The 17629-nt window shown below is 65.5% G+C and carries 12 protein-coding genes and 1 tRNA gene; 4 read left to right on the top strand and 9 right to left on the bottom strand.

Annotation, left to right across the window (positions count from 1 at the left end; all coding sequences use genetic code 11):
• Nucleotides 1-34 precede the first annotated feature (34 nt).
• Entirely contained in the window at nt 35-508 is a 474-nt protein-coding gene (locus ABQ137_RS08730; protein WP_349782039.1) for a GFA family protein, read from the bottom strand.
• Nucleotides 509-645: 137 nt separating this feature from the next.
• Entirely contained in the window at nt 646-3192 is a 2547-nt protein-coding gene (gene rnr, locus ABQ137_RS08725) for a ribonuclease R (RefSeq protein WP_047128508.1), read from the bottom strand.
• 121 nt (nt 3193-3313) lie between these two features.
• Here rnr and ABQ137_RS08720 point away from each other — a divergent pair.
• Nucleotides 3314-3400: transfer RNA gene (locus ABQ137_RS08720), tRNA-Leu, on the top strand.
• A gap of 230 nt (nt 3401-3630) precedes the next feature.
• On the opposite strand, the gene ABQ137_RS08715 is transcribed toward ABQ137_RS08720, so the two are convergent.
• Together ABQ137_RS08715 and ABQ137_RS08710 are read right to left on the bottom strand one after the other, a co-directional pair.
• Entirely contained in the window at nt 3631-5154 is a 1524-nt protein-coding gene (locus ABQ137_RS08715; RefSeq protein ID WP_349782036.1) for a platelet-activating factor acetylhydrolase IB subunit, read from the bottom strand.
• A 329-nt stretch (nt 5155-5483) separates the two neighbouring features.
• The gene (locus ABQ137_RS08710; RefSeq protein WP_349782353.1) at nt 5484-6602 is read right to left on the bottom strand and encodes an acyl-CoA dehydrogenase family protein; all 1119 of its coding nucleotides are present in this window, start codon (nt 6600-6602) and stop codon (nt 5484-5486) included.
• A 152-nt stretch (nt 6603-6754) separates the two neighbouring features.
• Between ABQ137_RS08710 and ABQ137_RS08705 the strand changes: the two genes are divergently transcribed.
• The 3 genes from ABQ137_RS08705 to metH all read left to right on the top strand — a co-directional run bounded on the left by ABQ137_RS08705 (nt 6755) and on the right by metH (nt 11794).
• The gene (locus tag ABQ137_RS08705; protein WP_016904295.1) at nt 6755-7750 is read left to right on the top strand and encodes an ArsR/SmtB family transcription factor; all 996 of its coding nucleotides are present in this window, start codon (nt 6755-6757) and stop codon (nt 7748-7750) included.
• Nucleotides 7747-8886, top strand: coding sequence for a homocysteine S-methyltransferase family protein (locus ABQ137_RS08700; RefSeq protein ID WP_349782034.1), 1140 nt, complete (start codon nt 7747-7749; stop codon nt 8884-8886). Before ABQ137_RS08705 ends, ABQ137_RS08700 begins: the two co-directional genes overlap by 4 nt.
• A 154-nt stretch (nt 8887-9040) precedes the next feature.
• Nucleotides 9041-11794, top strand: coding sequence for a methionine synthase (gene metH, locus ABQ137_RS08695; protein ID WP_349782032.1), 2754 nt, complete (start codon nt 9041-9043; stop codon nt 11792-11794).
• A gap of 138 nt (nt 11795-11932) precedes the next feature.
• On the opposite strand, the gene ABQ137_RS08690 is transcribed toward metH, so the two are convergent.
• The 5 genes from ABQ137_RS08690 to ABQ137_RS08670 all read right to left on the bottom strand — a co-directional run bounded on the left by ABQ137_RS08690 (nt 11933) and on the right by ABQ137_RS08670 (nt 17577).
• Entirely contained in the window at nt 11933-13138 is a 1206-nt protein-coding gene (locus ABQ137_RS08690) for an AGE family epimerase/isomerase (RefSeq protein ID WP_349782030.1), read from the bottom strand.
• On the bottom strand, nt 13135-14121 hold the full coding sequence (locus ABQ137_RS08685; protein WP_349782028.1) for a carbohydrate kinase family protein: 987 nt from the start codon (nt 14119-14121) through the stop codon (nt 13135-13137). The genes ABQ137_RS08690 and ABQ137_RS08685 overlap by 4 nt, the downstream gene beginning before the upstream one ends.
• Nucleotides 14118-15428, bottom strand: a complete 1311-nt coding sequence (fucP, locus tag ABQ137_RS08680; protein ID WP_046342259.1) for an L-fucose:H+ symporter permease — start codon at nt 15426-15428, stop codon at nt 14118-14120. Before fucP ends, ABQ137_RS08685 begins: the two co-directional genes overlap by 4 nt.
• Nucleotides 15429-15441: 13 nt before the next feature.
• Nucleotides 15442-16623 carry a LacI family DNA-binding transcriptional regulator gene (locus tag ABQ137_RS08675; protein WP_349782026.1) on the bottom strand — a complete coding sequence of 394 codons (1182 nt, stop codon included), beginning with the start codon at nt 16621-16623 and terminating at the stop codon, nt 15442-15444.
• A 108-nt stretch (nt 16624-16731) separates the two neighbouring features.
• Nucleotides 16732-17577 carry a transporter gene (locus ABQ137_RS08670; RefSeq protein ID WP_167708729.1) on the bottom strand — a complete coding sequence of 282 codons (846 nt, stop codon included), beginning with the start codon at nt 17575-17577 and terminating at the stop codon, nt 16732-16734.
• Nucleotides 17578-17629 lie beyond the last annotated feature (52 nt).

The raw sequence follows: 17629 nt of genomic DNA, 5'->3' as shown, positions 1-17629 counted from the left end.
CCTGCGTTAGGCGCTCACGCCTGCGGGCGCGGACTCACACTGGCCACTGCGCGGTATCGTGATCCGGATGCTGCCTTGACACCACATCGGTCAGAAACGCCAATGCGGCGACATCTTCCTCGGTGGTGCGCGCCGGCAGATCGGCCAATGCATCGACGAAGGGCAGCTTGCGCTCCACCCCGTACTGGATTGCCGGAGGCAGCCGCTCGGGCGTATCGAACGCACCGGCAGCAATCGCCAGGCCGTCGGGCGCTTCGTAGGTCAGCGGCGTTCCACATTCGGCGCAGAAGCCACGCAACACCATCGATGAAGAGGCGAAGCGCTTCGGCTCGCCGCGTGTCCAGCTGAACTCGACACCGCGCACCGAAACCAACGGCGCGTAGTAGGCACCGAAGGCCTTTTGACACATGCGGCAATGGCAGATCGATGCGTCCGTCAGCCTGCCGCGCACGTGGAAACGCACGGCACCGCACTGGCAGCCACCGCTGTACTCGATTGCTGCGTCCATCGTCGCCTCAAGCCTTGAAAGTGGGCACCCAGCGCGCGTTGCGAGCGTCTGCCCGCAACGACCTGCCGCTCATATCCGGCGGTCCGCACGCATCGCGGGCCGCCGCCGGACGGCGGCTCGCGGTCCTGAAGACGCGCTTAGTACTGCTTCTTCTTGCGCTTGGCCGGCTGAGCACTCGGCGGCGGCGGCGGTTCGGGCGAATCGCCGCGATCCTCGGCCAGGCGGAAGTCGATCTTGCGCTCCTCCATGCTGGCCTTCAGCACCAGCACCCGTACCGGATCGCCCAGACGGAACGTGCGGCCACGGCGCTCGCCACTGAGCGTCTTGCGGATCGGATCGAACTGGTAATAGTCCTGCGGCAGCTGGGTGACATGCACCAGGCCATTGACCTTGGACTGGGTCAACTCCACGAACAGGCCGAACCCGGTCACGCCGCTGATCACGCCATCGAACTGGCCGCCGACATGCTTTTCCATCCACGCGGCGCGATACCGCTCGTCGACTTCGCGTTCGGCTTCGTCGGCACGCCGACCACGCTCGGAACACTGCAGCGACAAGGCCGCCATCTGACGCGGGGTATAGATGTATTTTTCCGGACTGGCGCCAGTCAGGGCGTGCTTGATCGCGCGGTGCACCAGCAGGTCCGGGTAACGCCGGATCGGCGAGGTGAAGTGCGCATACGCCTCCAGCGCCAGACCGAAGTGACCGTTATTGTCCGGCGAATACACCGCCAGGCTCTGGCTGCGCAGCAGCACCGATTCCAGCAGCGCCGCATCCGGGCGCGCACGCACCTTCTTCAGCAACTTGGTGTAGTCGCCGGGGCGCACCTTGCTCCATGCCGGCAGGCTCAGCTGGAATTCCTTGAGAAACTCCAGCAGGTCTTCGTACTTGCTCTCCGGCGGCCGCTCGTGCACGCGGTACGGCGCCGGCACATGCATGCTCAGCAGGTAACGCGCGGCCTCGACGTTGGCGGCGATCATGCATTCTTCGATCAGCTTGTGCGCATCGTTGCGCACCAGCATGCCGGCCTGGGTGACTTCGCCGGTGTTGTCGAGCACGAAGCGCACTTCGGAGGTTTCGAACTCGATCGCGCCACGCTGCGTGCGCGCCTTGGACAGCACGTTGTACAGCTGGTGCAGGCGCTGCACCTGCGGCAGCAACGGGCCGATGAAGGCCTTGGTGTCGGCGTCGTCTTCGCCCACCGCCTTCCAGACCTGGTTATAGGTCAGGCGCGCATGCGAGTTCATCACTGCTTCGTAGAAACGCGAACCGGTGACTTCGCCGTCGCGCCCCACCTGCATGTCGCAGACGAAGCACATGCGGTCGACCTTGGGCATCAGCGAGCAGATGCCGTTGGACAGCGTCTCCGGCAGCATCGGCACCACGAACCCCGGGAAATACACCGAGGTGGCACGCTTCTGTGCTTCATCGTCCAGCGGCGTGCCCGGACGCACATAGTTGGACACGTCGGCGATCGCCACCACCAGACGGAAACCGTCGACATTGGGCTCGCAATACACCGCGTCGTCGAAATCCTTGGCGTCTTCGCCGTCGATGGTGACCAGCGGCATCTGCCGCAGATCCACGCGCCCGCCGATCATCTGCGGCTCGACCACCAACGGCACTGCCGCGGCCTCGTCCAGCACTTCCTGCGGAAATTCGTGCGGCAGCTCATGGCCGTGGATGGCCATCTCCACCACCAGCGACGGGGTGAGCTTGTCACCGAGCACCGCGATGATCTTGCCGATCGCCGGGCGCCGCGCGTCCGGCGGCGCGATCAGTTCGCACACCACCAACTGCCCTTCGCGCGCCTCGCCGATACCGTCAGGTGCGATCTGCACGTTGCGTTGCACGCGCTTGTCGTCCGGGTCGACATAGGCCACGCCATGCTCGTAGAAGAAGCGTCCGAGCATGCGCGACATGCGGCGTTCGAGCACGCGGGCGATCGCACCTTCGCGACGGCCGCGGCGGTCGATGCCGGTGACGTTGGCCAGCGCACGATCGCCGTGCATGACCTTGCGCATTTCATAAGGCGGCAGGAACAGGTCATCGCCACCTTCGTCCGGCTTGAGGAAACCGAAGCCTTCCGGATTGGCGATTACCACGCCGGCGATCAGGCTGGTCTGCTGCACCGGCGCGTAGCCGCCGCGACGGTTCTGCACCAGCTGCGCTTCGCGCACCATCGCCGCCAGGCGCTTGCCCAGCGCGTCGATGCGGTCGCTGAGATTGAGTTGTTCGGCGATTTCCTCGGCGGTCTGCGGGCCATCGCAGGCGTCGAGCAACTGCAGGATGGCTTCGCGGCTGGCGATCGGCTCGGCGTAGCGCAGTGCTTCGCGATCGGCATGCGGATCCTTGAACTCCGCCGCCGGCGCGGGCGCTTCGGTCGGCGCCTGCTGGAAGCGTTCCGGCGGCGGCGCCGGCGGACCGCTCTTGCGCGGATGCGGTGCGCGTGGTGCCGGCGGCGTGGGCAGCGCGGGCGCTACCGGAAGCTCGGGCGAGGCGTTGGCGGCCTTGTCGGCAGCGCGTTTGTTGGCGGACTTGGTCGACGCACCGGCGGCGGCGCGGACCAGGAAGTCCGGCATCCAGCCCGGCAACTTCTGTTTTTCGGCGGTGGTGGACTCGCCCGGGCTGGTGGACTTGCGGCGACTGGGCCGATCGGAATCTGGGGTGTTTTTCTTTGTCATTGCTTACATGGTACCCCTTGCGGCCGCGCCATGGGCGGCACGCCTCGCCCGGCCGGTCGCAATTGCCGGCCGCCAGGCATTGACAAGCCCGCCGGGAGTCTGCAAAATTCGCGGCTCACCTGCCCAGGTGGCGGAATTGGTAGACGCACTAGCTTCAGGTGCTAGCGGGGGCAACTTCGTGGAGGTTCGAGTCCTCTTCTGGGCACCAGTTTAAAAAGACCTCCGAGCGATCGGGGGTCTTCTGGTTTCTGGGGTCCGGAAAGTTCTGCTGGTGGCCGTGCGCTTGCGTTGCCGGCCGATGGCAGCCCGCTATTGATCGGCGGCCGGCGCTTCATTCCGCTCACGCCATGACGCGGCAACCGTGCAACCGGATAGCCTGCTACAAGACAGCAGCGCCCTCTTCGACGCCGCTGCCCTGACTCCGCAGCCCAGGACGGCCTATGGTGTTGCCGTGATGCCTGCCTCGCGCAGCGCCGTGGCCCAGATCGCGTACCCGGTCTCACTGGGATGGGTGCCGTCCGGCATCAGCGCCTCGGGCAAGGTCCCGTCCGGCTGCAGCATCCGAGGGCCGATGTCGACCAGACGCACGGACCGATCCTTGCCATAACGCGCCGCCAGCAGCCGATTGGTCTCGGCAATGGGCGCGCGCTGCGCATCCCCGGCATGGCGGCCGCGCGGCATGATCGCCATCAGGATCAGCTGACTCCTGGGCAAACGGCGACGCACCTCGCTCACCACCGCCTCCACACCCTGCGCGGTCTCGGCCGGCGTGGCGACGCGCGCTTGCGCGGTGCCGGTGAGGTTGTTGGTGCCGATATGCAGCACCACCCAGCGCGGATCCAGGCCGTCGAGCTCGCCCTGGCGGATGCGCCACAGCACGTTCTGGGTGCGGTCCCAGCCGAAGCCCAGATTCAGCACCGGACGCCTGCCGTACAACCAGCTCCAGGACTCGGGGCCACTGACACGCGTGGCCTGCGGTGGGCCGGCCCAGAAGTGCGTGATCGAATCGCCGATCATCACCACCTCGGGCTTGAGCGTGCGCGCTGCGGCCAGCGCCGCATGGTGACGCGCATACCAGTCGTAAGAGTCCTGCTCCAGCCGGTCGACCGGAATCAGCGAGGTCGCAAAATCGCGACCTAGCGCGGCAACCGGCTTGACTGGCGGCTCGCCCAGCAGGCGCGCCAGGGTCGGCTCGATCGCCTCGGCCAGCATGCGCTGGCCTTGCGTGTCCGGATGCAGGGCAGCGGCCGGCGGACGGAAGCGAGTGTCGTAAAACAGCTCGGTGCGCAGCTTGCCGTCGCGCTGGAAGATCGACCCCACATCCAGATAGGTCACGCGTGGATTGTCGCCATAGCGCACCGCCAGGCCCTGGTTGATCTGCGCATCGCGGCGCGACTTCTCGCCGGAGATGTCGCTGGGCAGCACGCCCACCAGCAAGATCTGGGTGCGCGGCAATTTTTGTTCGATCGCCGCCACCACCGCATCGATACCGAGCTGGGCCTGCTCCGCGGTCTGGCCGAGGTGGCCGGTGTTGTTGGTACCAATCAATACCAGCGCGACCTTGGGCTGCAGGCCATCGACCTCACCATTGGCCAGCCGCCACAGCACGTTCTCGGTGCCGTCGCCGCTGAAGCCCAGGTTGAGCGCGCCACGGCTGCCGTAGAAGGTTTGCCAGGTCGGCTGAAAATCCTCGTCCGGCGCCTTGGCTTTTTCGTAGTTCTGGGTGATCGAATCGCCGATCAACAACAGCGGCGTGTCGGCGTGCTGCTTCACCTGCTCCAGCACCTGCGCATGCCGCTGCGCCCACCAGGCTTCCTGCAGGCGGTCGGTGGGCACGATCGAGGGCGGCGGCGTTTGCGCACTTGCCGCGGCACAGACCAGCAACAGCACCCAACACACCAGCACCGGAACACGGGCGGACAACGAAAGGCGGGTAAACACAGCGTGCAAGGACCGGGGCATGCGCGCACCAGAGGCCAGAGAAGCCGCGATTGTGATCCGCGCGCGCCGCGCGCGACAAGGTCGGGCGCAACCATGTGCGATGTAGGGCTGTGACGGTGCTTGCGGTGTGCCGGTGCCAGGCCGCTGACACGGCGCCTCCGCGATATCTGACCGCTCACGTTTGCGTAGGAGCGCGCTTGCGCGCGATGGGACGTTATCGATAAAGCCTCATCGCGCGCAAGCGCGCTCCTACACAGTGCGAGGCACTCGCCAGCGCCAAGATGCCGGATCGACTGCTGCGCAGCTTGGGCCAATGGTGTCGACCGCGACGTACTGCCGGATCAGGCGCTTCAGCGCAAGCTGGTCTCGCCACGGGCGATCACCAGGCGCTGGATTTCCGAGGTGCCCTCGTAGATTTCAGTGATCTTGGCGTCGCGGAAGTAACGCTCCAGCGGCATCTCCTTGGAATAGCCCATGCCGCCGTGGATCTGCACCGCCTGGTGGGTGATCCACATCGCCGCCTCCGAGGCGGTGAGCTTGGCCACGGCCGCTTCGGTACCGAACTTCTGGCCCTGCCCCTTCAACCAGGCCGCGCGCAGCGTCAGCAGCAGCGCTGCATCCAGCTTGCATTTCATGTCGGCGATCTTGGCCTGGGTCATCTGGAAGGTGCCGATGGCCGCGCCGAAGGCCTTGCGCTCCTTGACGTAGGCCAGGGTCGCTTCATAGGCGGCACGCGCGATGCCGACCGCCTGGGAAGCGATGCCGATGCGCCCGGCGTCGAGCACGCTCATCGCGGTCTTGAAGCCCTCGCCTTCCACGCCCAGCACTTCCTCGGGCTGGGCGATGTAATCGGCAAACTCGATCTCGCAGGTGGCCGAGGCACGGATGCCGAGCTTGGGCTCGGTCTTGCCGCGATGGAAGCCGGCGCGATCGGCGTCGACCATGAAGGCAGTGATGCCGCGCGAGCCCTTGTCCGGCTCGGTCACCGCAAACAACACGATGTACTTGGCGACCGGACCGGAGGTGATCCAGCTCTTCTTGCCGTTGATCACAAAGCTGCCATCGGCCTGCTTGACCGCGCGGCAGCGCATCGCCGAGGCATCCGAACCGGACTGCGGCTCGGTCAGTGCGAACGCGCCGATCTGCGCGCCTTCGGCGATCGCGCGCACGTACAACTGTTTCTGCGCCTCGCTGCCGTTCTTCAGGATGCCGGTGCAAAACAGTGAGTTGTTGACCGACACGATGGTGGAATGCGCGCCGTCGGCGGCGGCGATCTCGATCATTGCCAGCGCATAGCTGATCGGGTCCATGCCGGCCCCACCGTACTCGGCCGGCACCTCGATGCCCATCAGGCCGTTCTCGCCGAGCAGGCGGATGTTCTCCAGCGGAAACTCGCCGCTGCGATCGAACTGCTCCGCGCTGGGGGCGATCTTTTCCTGGGCGATGCGGCGCGCCACATCCTGGATCATCAATTGTTCTTCGGTAAAGCTGAAATCCACGTCGCACCCCTCCAGGCCTAGGCTGAGCGCCCATTGTAGCCCCAACCATTCGCATGCGTATGTAGTTGACCCCACACCCTGCCCGGCCGAAAATATCTCCATATCGCGATATAGAGATATTCATGGATCTGGAAGACTGGTCGGCGCGCCTGAAGGTATTTGCCGACGCCACCCGCGTCCGCCTGCTGACCTTGCTGGAGCAGGAAGAACTCACCGTGGCCGAGCTGTCGGCGATCACCCGCCTGGCCCAGCCGCGCGTGTCCACGCACCTGGCCAAGCTCAAGGAAGCCGGCCTGGTGCGCGACCGCCGCGCCGGCGTGTCGGCTTACTACCGTTTCGATGAGGTGTCGCTGGACCCGGCGCAGCGCGCCCTGTGGCTGGCACTGAGCACCGGCAGCGACGACCCGCTGCTGCGCCAGGACGCCGAGCGCGTGGCGGCAGTACTGGCCAACCGCGCCGCCGACCAGAACTGGGCCGATTCGGTGGCCGGCGACATGGAGCGGCACTACTCCCCGGGGCGCACCTGGGAGGCGCTGGCGCGCACCGCCCTGCCCCTGCTGGAAACCGGCGACGTGCTCGACATCGCCTCCGGCGACGGCGTGCTGGCCGAGCTGGTGGCCCCACATGCCACCCGCTACATCTGCATCGACACCAGCGCACGCGTGGTCGCCGCCGCCAGCGAGCGCCTGCGCAAGCTGCGCAATGTGGAAGTGCGCGAGGGTGACATGCATGCGCTGCCGTTTCCCGATGCCAGCTTCGACCTGGTGGTGCTGATGCATGCGCTCACCTACGCAGCCAAGCCGGCGCAGGCAGTGGCCGAATCCGCGCGCGTGCTGCGCCCCGGCGGCCGCCTGTTGCTGTGCAGCCTGGCCAAGCACGAACACCGTGCCGCGGTGCATGCCTATGGCCACGTCAATCTCGGCTTTGCTGCCAAGGAACTGCGCAGGTTTGCCGAGAAAGCCGGGCTGGACGTGTCCAGCCTGGAGACGGTGACGCGCGAGAAGCGCCCGCCGCATTTCGAGGTGATTTCATTGATTGCGGTGAAGCCGGGAATTGGGAGTCGGGAATCGGGAATCGTTGAAAGCAAAGGCGCTGCTTCGCGGAGAGCTGAATCATGACGCAGGTATCCAATCCCCAATCTCCAATCCCGTTTGCACTGCCCTGGCTGCATCCCGAGCGCGCCGCCAGACTCACTGCCGCGCTCGCCGAACGCATCCTCATCATCGATGGCGCGATGGGCACGATGATCCAGCGCCACGATCTGCAGGAGCGCGACTACCGCGGCAGCCGCTTTGCCGACGGTTACGACAGCGCGCAGGTACACGTGCATGGCCCGGGCTGCGATCACGCACACGCGCCGGAAGGCCACGACCTGAAAGGCAACAACGACCTGCTGTTGCTGTCGCGCCCGGAGATCATCGCCGGCATCCATCGCGCCTATCTGGACGCCGGTGCCGACCTGCTGGAAACCAATACCTTCAACGCCACCTCGGTGAGCCAGGCCGACTATCACCTGGAACATCTGGTCTACGAATTGAACAAAGCCGGCGCGCAGGTTGCGCGCGCCTGCTGCGACGAAGTCGAGGCGCTGACCCCGCACAAGCCGCGCTTCGTGATCGGCGTGCTCGGCCCCACCAGCCGCACTGCTTCGATCAGCCCGGACGTCAACGACCCCGGCTACCGCAACACCAGCTTCGACGCCTTGCGTGACACCTACCGCGAGGCCATCGACGGCCTGATCGACGGCGGTGCCGACACGCTGATGGTGGAAACCATCTTCGACACGCTCAACGCCAAGGCCGCGCTGTATGCCATCGAGGAAGTGTTCGAAGCGCGCGGCGGGCGCCTGCCGGTGATGATCTCCGGCACCATCACCGATGCCTCCGGACGCACCTTGTCCGGCCAGACGGCCGAGGCGTTCTACGCCTCGGTCGCGCACGGGCGGCCGCTGTCGGTGGGCCTGAACTGCGCGCTCGGTGCCAAGGACCTGCGCCCGCATGTGGAAACGCTGGCGCAGATTGCCGACGCCTATGTCAGCGCGCATCCCAATGCCGGCCTGCCGAATGCCTTCGGCGAGTACGACGAAACCCCGGAAGAAATGGCCGAAACCCTGCGCGAATTTGCGCAGGCCGGCCTGCTCAATCTGGTCGGCGGCTGCTGCGGCACCTCGCCGGATCATATCCGTGCGATCGCCGAAGCGGTCGCCGACCTGCCGCCGCGGCAATTGCCTGGCGCGCAGGAGCTGGCAGCGTGATGCAGAGCGATGACACTCATCCGTCCTTCGGGCACCTTCATCCGCATGCGGGGGAAGCAGGCGTGCAGCGCCGGATGAGTGCGGACGGCTGCGTCCCGTCACTTCCTTTTCCGATCCGGGCTAGCAACGCGGCCGCCCTTCTTCAGAGCATCGCATGAGCACTCCCCGCCACACCCGCCTGTCCGGCCTGGAACCGCTGGTCATCACCCCGGACCTGTTGTTCGTCAACGTGGGCGAGCGCACCAACGTTACCGGCAGCGCGCAGTTCCGCAAGCTGATCAAGGAAGAGCGCTACGAAGAGGCGGTGGAGGTGGCGCGCCAGCAGGTCGCCAACGGTGCGCAGATCCTCGACGTCAACATGGACGAGGGCCTGATCGATTCGGAAAAGGCGATGACGCGTTTTCTCAACCTGATCATGTCCGAACCGGATATCGCGCGCATTCCGGTGATGGTGGATTCGTCCAAGTGGAGCGTGATCGAAGCCGGCCTGAAGTGCCTGCAAGGCAAGAGCGTGGTCAATTCGATCTCGCTCAAGGAAGGCGAGGCGCTGTTCATCGAACAGGCGCGCAAGGTGCTGCGCTATGGCGCTGCCGCGGTGGTGATGGCCTTCGATGAAGTGGGCCAGGCCGATACCTGCGCGCGCAAGGTCGAGATCTGCACGCGCGCCTACAAGGTGCTGACCGAGCAGGTGGGCTTTCCGCCGGAAGACATCATCTTCGACCCGAACATCTTTGCCGTGGCCACCGGCATCGAGGAGCACGACAACTACGCGGTGGACTTCATCGAAGCCACCCGGCAGATCAAACGCACGCTGCCGCACTGCCATGTTTCCGGCGGCGTTTCCAACGTGTCGTTCTCGTTCCGCGGCAACGAGATGGTGCGCCAGGCAATCCACTCGGTGTTCCTGTTCCATGCGATCAAGGCCGGCATGGACATGGGCATCGTCAACGCCGGCGGCATGCCGATCTACGACGAGCTCGACCCGGAACTGCGCGAACGCGTGGAGGATGTGATCCTCAATCGCCGCAAGGACGGCACCGAACGCTTGCTGGAAATTGCAGAGCGCTACAAGGGCAGCAAGGGCGCGGCGAAAGTCGAAGACCTGGCCTGGCGCGAGAAGCCGGTGCGTGCGCGGCTGGCGCATGCGCTGGTGCACGGCATCGACGCATTCGTGGAAACCGATACCGAGGAAGCGCGCCAGCAGTCCACCCGCCCGCTGGACGTGATCGAAGGCCCGCTGATGGACGGCATGAACGTGGTCGGCGACCTGTTCGGCGCCGGCAAGATGTTCCTGCCGCAGGTGGTCAAGTCCGCGCGTGTGATGAAGAAGGCGGTGGCGTACCTGCTGCCCTTCATCGAAGCGGAAAAGCTGCGGACCGGCGATGTCGGCAAGTCCAACGGCAAGATCATCATGGCCACCGTCAAGGGCGATGTGCACGACATCGGCAAGAACATCGTCGGCGTGGTGCTGGCATGCAACAACTTCGACGTGGTGGATCTGGGCGTGATGGTGTCGGCGCAGGTGATACTGGACCGTGCACGCGCAGAGAATGCGGACCTGATCGGCTTGTCCGGCCTGATCACGCCGTCGCTGGAAGAGATGTCGCATGTCGCACGCGAGATGCAGCGGCAAGGCTTCGAGATTCCGCTGTTGATCGGTGGCGCCACCACCTCACGCGCACACACCGCCTTGAAGATCGACCCGCATTACACCGCCCCCACCGTGTGGGTGAAGGACGCCTCGCGCGCGGTGGGCGTTGCGCAATCACTGATCTCGCGCGACCTGCGCCAGGCCTTCGTTGCCGCCAACGATGCCGACTACGCAGAGATCCGCGCCCGCCATCGCAACCGCGGCGACGCCAAACGCCTGGTGTCGCTGGAAAAGGCACGCGCACAGCGTTTCGACGGTGATTGGGACACCTACACACCGCCCGCCCCGCGTCAGCCAGGCCTGCACGTGTTCGACGACTATCCGCTGCAGGAGTTGATCGAGCTGATCGACTGGACCCCGTTCTTCCAGGCCTGGGAGCTGGCCGGCAAGTTCCCGGCGATCCTCAGCGACGAAGTGGTCGGCACCCAGGCCAGCGAGTTGTACCGCGATGCACGCAAGATGCTGCGCACCATCGTCGCCGAAAAATGGCTGACCGCGAAGGCGGTGTTCGGGCTGTGGCCGGCCAATGCAGTGGGCGATGATGTTGTCGTGCTGACCGCGCCTGCAGAATCGGGAATCGGGAATCGGGAATCGCAAGGCGATGCATCGGCGCCCGACCATTCCCGATTCTCCATTCCCCATTCCCTGCACTTCCTGCGCCAACAAGTCGACAAACCCATCGACCGCCCCGACTTCTGCCTGGCCGATTTCATCGCGCCCAAGAGCAGCGGCAAGCAGGACTGGATCGGCGCGTTTGCGGTCACCGCCGGCATCGGCATCGAGCCGCATGTGGCGCGGTTCGAAGCCGCGCACGACGACTACAACGCGATTCTGCTCAAGGCCCTGGCCGACCGTATGGCCGAGGCGCTGGCCGAGCGCCTGCATCAACGCGTGCGTACCGAATTCTGGGGCTATGTGGAGGATGAGACGCTGGACAACGAGGCGCTGATCGCCGAGCGCTATCGCGGCATTCGTCCGGCACCGGGGTATCCCGCCTGCCCCGAGCACAGCGAAAAGCGCACCCTGTTCGACCTGCTCGATGCCGAGCGTCATACCACGATGACGCTGACCGAAAGTTTCGCGATGCTGCCCACCGCAGCGGTCTCCGGCTATTACTTCAGCCATCCCAAGAGCCAGTACTTCGTGGTCGGGCGCCTGGGCAAGGAACAGGTGGCCGACTACGCCAAACGCAAGGGCATCACCGTGGCACTGGCCGAACGTTGGCTGGCATCGAATCTGGATTACGACCCGGAATAAGCACAGCCGCAGACCACAGACATCGCAGGAGCGCACCCGGGCGCGACGAGGCTTTACCGGGTGAAGCCTCGTCGCGCCCGGGTGCGCTCCTACGTGGCGCCGACGCATTGCGCGGCGGCGCCCTTGATCACGCCAGCATCAAGCAGCCGGCCGCAACACGTTCAAGACCTCGTAGCAGGCGCCCATGGTGTGGTAATCGGTCTTGCCGGCGGGGCTCTTTTCGTCGCTGTACTTGCGGTTGTCCGCGTCCAGAATGCGGTACCACGCACCATAGCGATGGTCGATCATGTGCTCCCAGGAATACGCCCAAAGCTTGTCGTACCACTGCCAATAGCGCGACTCGCCGCTGCGCTGCGCCAGCAACGCCGCCGCCGCCAACGATTCGGCCTGCACCCAGAAATACTTGTCGTCGTCGCAGACCTTGCCGTCCGGGTCGAAGCCGTAATACAGCCCGCCACGCTGCGCATCCCAGGAGCGCTCCACCGCCACATCGAACAGATGTTGCGCGGTCGGCAACAACCAGTCGGTCGGTGCGTAGCGATCCAGCAGCATCAGCAGCTTGGCCCATTCGGTCTGATGGCCCGGCTGGAAACCCCAGGGGCGGAACAGGTGCTTGGGGTTGTCGCGGTTGTAGTCCCAGTCGATGTTCCACTGTAGATCGTAGTGTTCCCACACCAGGCCGTCGGCCTTGGCCGCCTGACGCCGGGTCATGGTGTCGGCCAGCGACAGCGCACGGTCCAGGTAGCGTTGCTCGCCACTGGCTTCGTACGCGGCGATCATCGCCTCGCACATGTGCATGTTGGCGTTCTGGCCGCGGTAGCTGGTGAAGTTGAATTGCGCATCGGCCTCGTCGCGGTACAGGCCGAATTCCGGCTCCCAGAAATACTTTTCCAGCAGCTGCCAGGTCTCGTCCATCCATGCGCGCGCCTCCTCGACACCCGCCTTCAGGCCGCACGAATACGCCAGCAGCACGAAGGCCACACCGTAGCAGTGATTCATGTCGTCTTCGACCACGCCGTCACGCAAGGTCCATGCGTAACCGCCGGTGGCCGGATTGCGATGCACATTGCGCAGATAGTCCAGGCCGTGACGCACCGCGTGCAGGTACTGCGCATCGCCGAATTCGCGATACGCCATCGCGTAGTTGAAGACGAAGCGCGTGCTGCTGACCAGATGCCGATGCCCGGCATCGTAGATCGAACCATCGTCGCGGAAATACTGGAAAAACCCGCCCGCCGGGTCGATCGCGCGCGGGTGGTAGAACGCCATGGTGTCGGCGATATGCTGACGCAGCACATCGGCCGAACGGAAATCGGGTGCGGGGCTCGCAGGCAAACGGCTCATGATTGTTCCTGGATCAGGGAATGGACTTCATCGACGCTCGGCATGGCCGCAAACGCGCCCTTGCGCGTTACCGCCAGCGCACCGACCGCCGCGGCAAAGCGGATCACCTCGGTGATCGCAGCGGCATCGCCGGACAGCTGCTCCAGCGTGGATGCACGCGTCGCCAGCTGAAACAGCAAGCCACCGACGAACGCATCGCCCGCTGCCGTGCTGTCGCGCACCTGCACGCGGAAGGCCGGTACCTGACCCGAATCGGTGCGTGTCTGCCAGTGCACCGGGCCACCACCGTCGGTGACCAGCAACCAGCTGGCCTGGCCCTGCCAGAGCTTGCGGGTGACCGCGCTGGCATCGCCATCGAGCGTGCCGGCCAGGTAATCGAGTTCTTCGCGCGAGAGCTTGACCACATCGGCCAGCGCCAACGCCTCCCACAGCAGTGCAGCCGGGTCCACATCCTGCGGCCACAGCATCGGGCGCAGGTTGAGATCCAGGCTGACGATGGCGCCATCGGCGCGTGCGCGGCGCATGCCGTCCAGCGTGCATTGCGCGATCGCAGGCTCGGTCATGCTGTTGGAACACACATGCAGCACGGCAGCCTGCGTGAAGCCGTCCGCGGCGAAATGCTCCGGCCGGAACAGCAGATCCGCCGCAGGCGGACGGTAGAAACTGAAACTGCGTTCGCCGGCTTCATCCAACGCCACGAAGGCCAGCGCGGTCTTGGCCTCATCGGTGCGCACGATGCCATCGGTGGCGACACCGGACTGCTGCAGGCTCTGCAGCAGAAAATCGCCGAACATGTCGCGCCCCAGCATGCCGACGAAATGCGCTGCGCCACCCAGGCGCGCCACCGCGACCGCGACATTGGCCGGCGCACCGCCGGCGTATTGCGCAAACGTGCGCGCCTCATCCGGACCGGCCTGTGGCAGTGCCAGCATGTCGATCAAGGCCTCGCCAAAACACACCACCCGGTTCTTCAAGGCACTCATGCGCGCGCCTCCGCCAGTGCGCCGCGCAGACGCGAACCCCAGATGCCGTAGAACACGATGTACAGGTAGCACACCAGCGGCAGCACGAACGACTCGTGCAGACCGATGCTGTCGGCCAGCAGGCCTTGCAGATACGGCACGATGGCGCCGCCGACAATGGCCATGATCAACAGGCTCGAGGCGCGGCCGGTCAGCGGGCCAAGCCGCTCGATGCCCAGCGTAAAGATGGTCGGGAACATGATCGAATTGAACAGGCCGATCGCCACCAGCGCATACACCGCCAGCATGCCGCCGCTGGCCATGGTCAGGCCCAGCAGCAGTGCGTTGATCCCGGCGAACACCGACAACAGCACGCGCGGCGACAACTTGGCCAGCAAGGCCGAACCGATGAAGCGGCCGATCATCGCCAGCGTCCAGTACGCCGACACGTAGTGGGTCGCTTCGCGTTCGGTGAACCCGCCGATCTGCGGCAACGAGAAATAGTTGACCATCAGGCTGCCGATCGCCACTTCCGCACCAACATAGAAGAAGATCGCCAATACACCGAAGCGCACATGCGGATGCGCCAGCGCATCCAGCAGCGAATGCCTGCTTTCATCCTTCTGCGCGCCCGCATCGGTCAGGGCCGGCAGACGGAACAGGAACACGAAGATCGCCAGCAGAAACAGCACAATGCCCAGACCGATGTACGGCCCCTGCACGGCTTGCGCTTCCTGCACGCGATAGGCCAGTTGCTCGGCTTCCGGCAACACCTTGAGCTGGTCGCCGCTCATCACGGTGTTGGACAGGATCAGCCAGCCACCGAACAGCGGCGCGATCGCAGTACCCAGCGAATTGAGCGCCTGCGCCAGGGTCAAGCGGCTGGACGCACTGCGCTCCGGGCCCAGCAGCGCGACATACGGGTTGGCCGCCACCTGCAGGATGGTGATGCCGGTGGCCAGCACGAACAACGCGCCGAGAAATGCGCCATAGACGCGCAATTCCGCCGCAGGCCAGAAGCCCAGCGCACCGACCGCGGCAACCGCCAGCCCGGCCACGATGCCTTGCTTGTAGCCAAGCTTGGCCACCAGCCAACCGGCCGGCAGCGACATCAGGAAGTACGCGCCGAAGAAGGTGAACTGCACCAGCATCGCCTGCGCGAAGTTGAGCTCGAACACCGCCTTCAGATGCGGAATCAGGATGTCGTTGAGGCAGGTGAGAAAGCCCCACATGAAGAAGATCGTGGTGACCACCGACAACGCAACGCCGTTGTTGACGGGCGCCTTGTTGCCGCTAGGCACTGTGGACTGCGTGGAAAGGGAAACCATAGGAATTGCCTGGTCAGCGGCCTGAGGCCTTGGTGGGGGAATGGGCGGGAGAATCACTGGGGGAGTGAAGCGGAACCACGGAGCTTGACGCGCTGGCGCTGCTGGCGCTGCTGGCGCGGATCTTCAATTCGACTGCGGCGGTCAGGCGCTGCGATGCAAGGGCGGGACTCCCGATACGCTGCAACACCAATTGCGCAGCCTGGCGCCCGCGCGCGCGCGGATCTGCGGCCAGCGTGGTCAGCGCGGGCGTGAACAACGCGGCTTCGGCGATATCGTCGAAGCCGGTCACCGCGAAGTCGCGCCCCGGCACGATGCCATGCATCGCCAGCGCCGCCATCAGGCCCAACGCGACGCTATCGTTGTAGCAGACCGCCGCAGTTGCGCGGTCGTGCTCGGCGCTGTCCAACATGCGACCGGCGCACAGCGCAGCATCCTGTCGATTCGGTGCGGATTCGACGTAATGCACGGCCAGACCGGCGTCGGCCATCGCACGCGCGTAACCGGCACGGCGTTGCCGGCAGGAACTGGATTCGGCATGGCCACCGAAGAACACGATGCGCCGGTGGCCTTGCGCGATCAGATGCGCGCAGGCAAGCAACGCGCCCTGCTCGTTGTCCAGCGCCAGCAGATCCCAGCCCGCGCCCTCCACTTCGCGGTTGAACAACACCACGTTGTGTTGTCGCCCCAGCACCTGGGTCAGCGCCTGTGCCTGGCTGCCTTCGGCCGGCGACAGGATGATGCCGGCAGGGGTGTGCTCCATCAACGAGGTCAGCACCGCCTGCTGGCGCTGCGTCGATTCGCCGGTGCTACCAAGCAGGGTCACATAACCCGCCGCGCCCAGCGCTTCGTCCACGCCTGCGGCGAATTCGGCAAAGAACGGGTTGGACAGATCGTTGATGACCAGCGCGATGCTGGATGAGGTGCGGCAGCGCAGATTGGCCGCAGCACGGTTGTAGACGTAGTGCTGCCGATCCAGTTCGGCCTCCACGCGCGCGCGCGTGCTCGCATGCACCAGCGGGCTGCCGCGCAGCACCAACGACACCGTCGCGCGCGATACGCCGATGGCACTGGCGATATCGCGCAGGGTCACCGCCCCGCGTCCGCTGCGGCGCGCGTCGCCATCCTCCGAAGCGGAGGGCGCCGGTTTGGCACGCGTCACGTTGCCGACCTTGCAATGGGAGAAGTGCGCATGCATCTGGCGTCGATTGGATCGATCCAATTAGGCCTTTTCCGGGCACTCAATGCATGCGGCAGTGCAACATGGAAAGCGGCCGCGACGCTGCCGCCGCCTTCCATCATCCCATCACTGAAAGGCAATCGACAGGCCGATCCCGCCCTGCCAGTCCGGGCTCTCCGAGGTCAGCCCGCGCAGCACCGAGACATCCAGCTGCATCGCATGCGGCAACTGCCAGGCACCGCCGGCGCCGGCCACGCGCGAATGCTCGCTGCCGGTATCGAAGCCTGCCTCGACATAACTGCTGAAACGCTCGCCGGAAAAGAACGTGTAGTTGGGCGAGAAGGTCCAGGTATGCCCGTCGCTGTCGCGCGCATAGTTGACGTATAGCGCCAGTGCGCGCTGCTGGGCCAGATCCCAGGACGCGGTCACGCCCAGCTCGCGCGCGTAGCCATCGCTGAAGGCAGCGCTGCCGGTCGGCACGCTGTAGCTGCCGAGCGCGGCCCAATGAAAGCTGTCCGACTGCGACGGCAATGCCACCTTCAGGCCGATATGGCTATCGCCTCCGCCACGCACATGCGCACCGCCGCCGTGCTGCCAGTTGTAGCTGTCGCTGCCGACCTGCAGTTCCACGTTCTGGAACAGGCCCAGGCGCAGTACCGTATCGGCGGTGTACTGGGTGATTCGCTGTCCGTCGCTGCGATCGGTACTCGCATCCGGCAGACCCTGCTCCCAGGCGAACACGCCGGGCTGCAGCACTTCGGCGGCAAACGGAATGCCGGGACGGTCAAACGCAGGGGCATCCTCCGTCTGTGCAGCGGCCTGCCCACTCATCCCGCATAACCCAAACATGGCAGCGGCCAACACCGTGGCGCGCGTCGCCTGCAAACCCGAAGCGCCACGCGCGGTGGAGGCAACCGACGCAACGGCACGGGACTTCAACACGTTCGACAACAAGGACATACGCGGCACCATCGGCAGAAGTGGGCAGTGACGCAGTGGGCACCATGCCCGACTGCGTCGACAA

It is taken from the genome of Xanthomonas sp. WHRI 8393, from assembly GCF_040203315.1.
Taxonomy (GTDB): domain Bacteria; phylum Pseudomonadota; class Gammaproteobacteria; order Xanthomonadales; family Xanthomonadaceae; genus Xanthomonas; species Xanthomonas arboricola.
The sequence above is the reverse complement of the archived record's forward strand: the minus strand, read 5'-3'. Positions and strand labels throughout refer to the sequence as shown.

Bases quoted from the DNA above. Each gene is read 5' to 3' on its own strand.
- ABQ137_RS08730 (WP_349782039.1), bottom strand. From the start codon at position 508: ATGGACGCAGCAATCGAGTACAGCGGTGGCTGCCAGTGCGGTGCCGTG.
- rnr (WP_047128508.1), bottom strand. From the start codon at position 3,192: ATGACAAAGAAAAACACCCCAGATTCCGATCGGCCCAGTCGCCGCAAG.
- ABQ137_RS08715 (WP_349782036.1), bottom strand. From the start codon at position 5,154: ATGCCCCGGTCCTTGCACGCTGTGTTTACCCGCCTTTCGTTGTCCGCC.
- ABQ137_RS08710 (WP_349782353.1), bottom strand. From the start codon at position 6,602: ATGATCCAGGATGTGGCGCGCCGCATCGCCCAGGAAAAGATCGCCCCC.
- ABQ137_RS08705 (WP_016904295.1), top strand. From the start codon at position 6,755: ATGGATCTGGAAGACTGGTCGGCGCGCCTGAAGGTATTTGCCGACGCC.
- ABQ137_RS08700 (WP_349782034.1), top strand. From the start codon at position 7,747: ATGACGCAGGTATCCAATCCCCAATCTCCAATCCCGTTTGCACTGCCC.
- metH (WP_349782032.1), top strand. From the start codon at position 9,041: ATGAGCACTCCCCGCCACACCCGCCTGTCCGGCCTGGAACCGCTGGTC.
- ABQ137_RS08690 (WP_349782030.1), bottom strand. From the start codon at position 13,138: ATGAGCCGTTTGCCTGCGAGCCCCGCACCCGATTTCCGTTCGGCCGAT.
- ABQ137_RS08685 (WP_349782028.1), bottom strand. From the start codon at position 14,121: ATGAGTGCCTTGAAGAACCGGGTGGTGTGTTTTGGCGAGGCCTTGATC.
- fucP (WP_046342259.1), bottom strand. From the start codon at position 15,428: ATGGTTTCCCTTTCCACGCAGTCCACAGTGCCTAGCGGCAACAAGGCG.
- ABQ137_RS08675 (WP_349782026.1), bottom strand. From the start codon at position 16,623: ATGCATGCGCACTTCTCCCATTGCAAGGTCGGCAACGTGACGCGTGCC.
- ABQ137_RS08670 (WP_167708729.1), bottom strand. From the start codon at position 17,577: ATGGTGCCGCGTATGTCCTTGTTGTCGAACGTGTTGAAGTCCCGTGCC.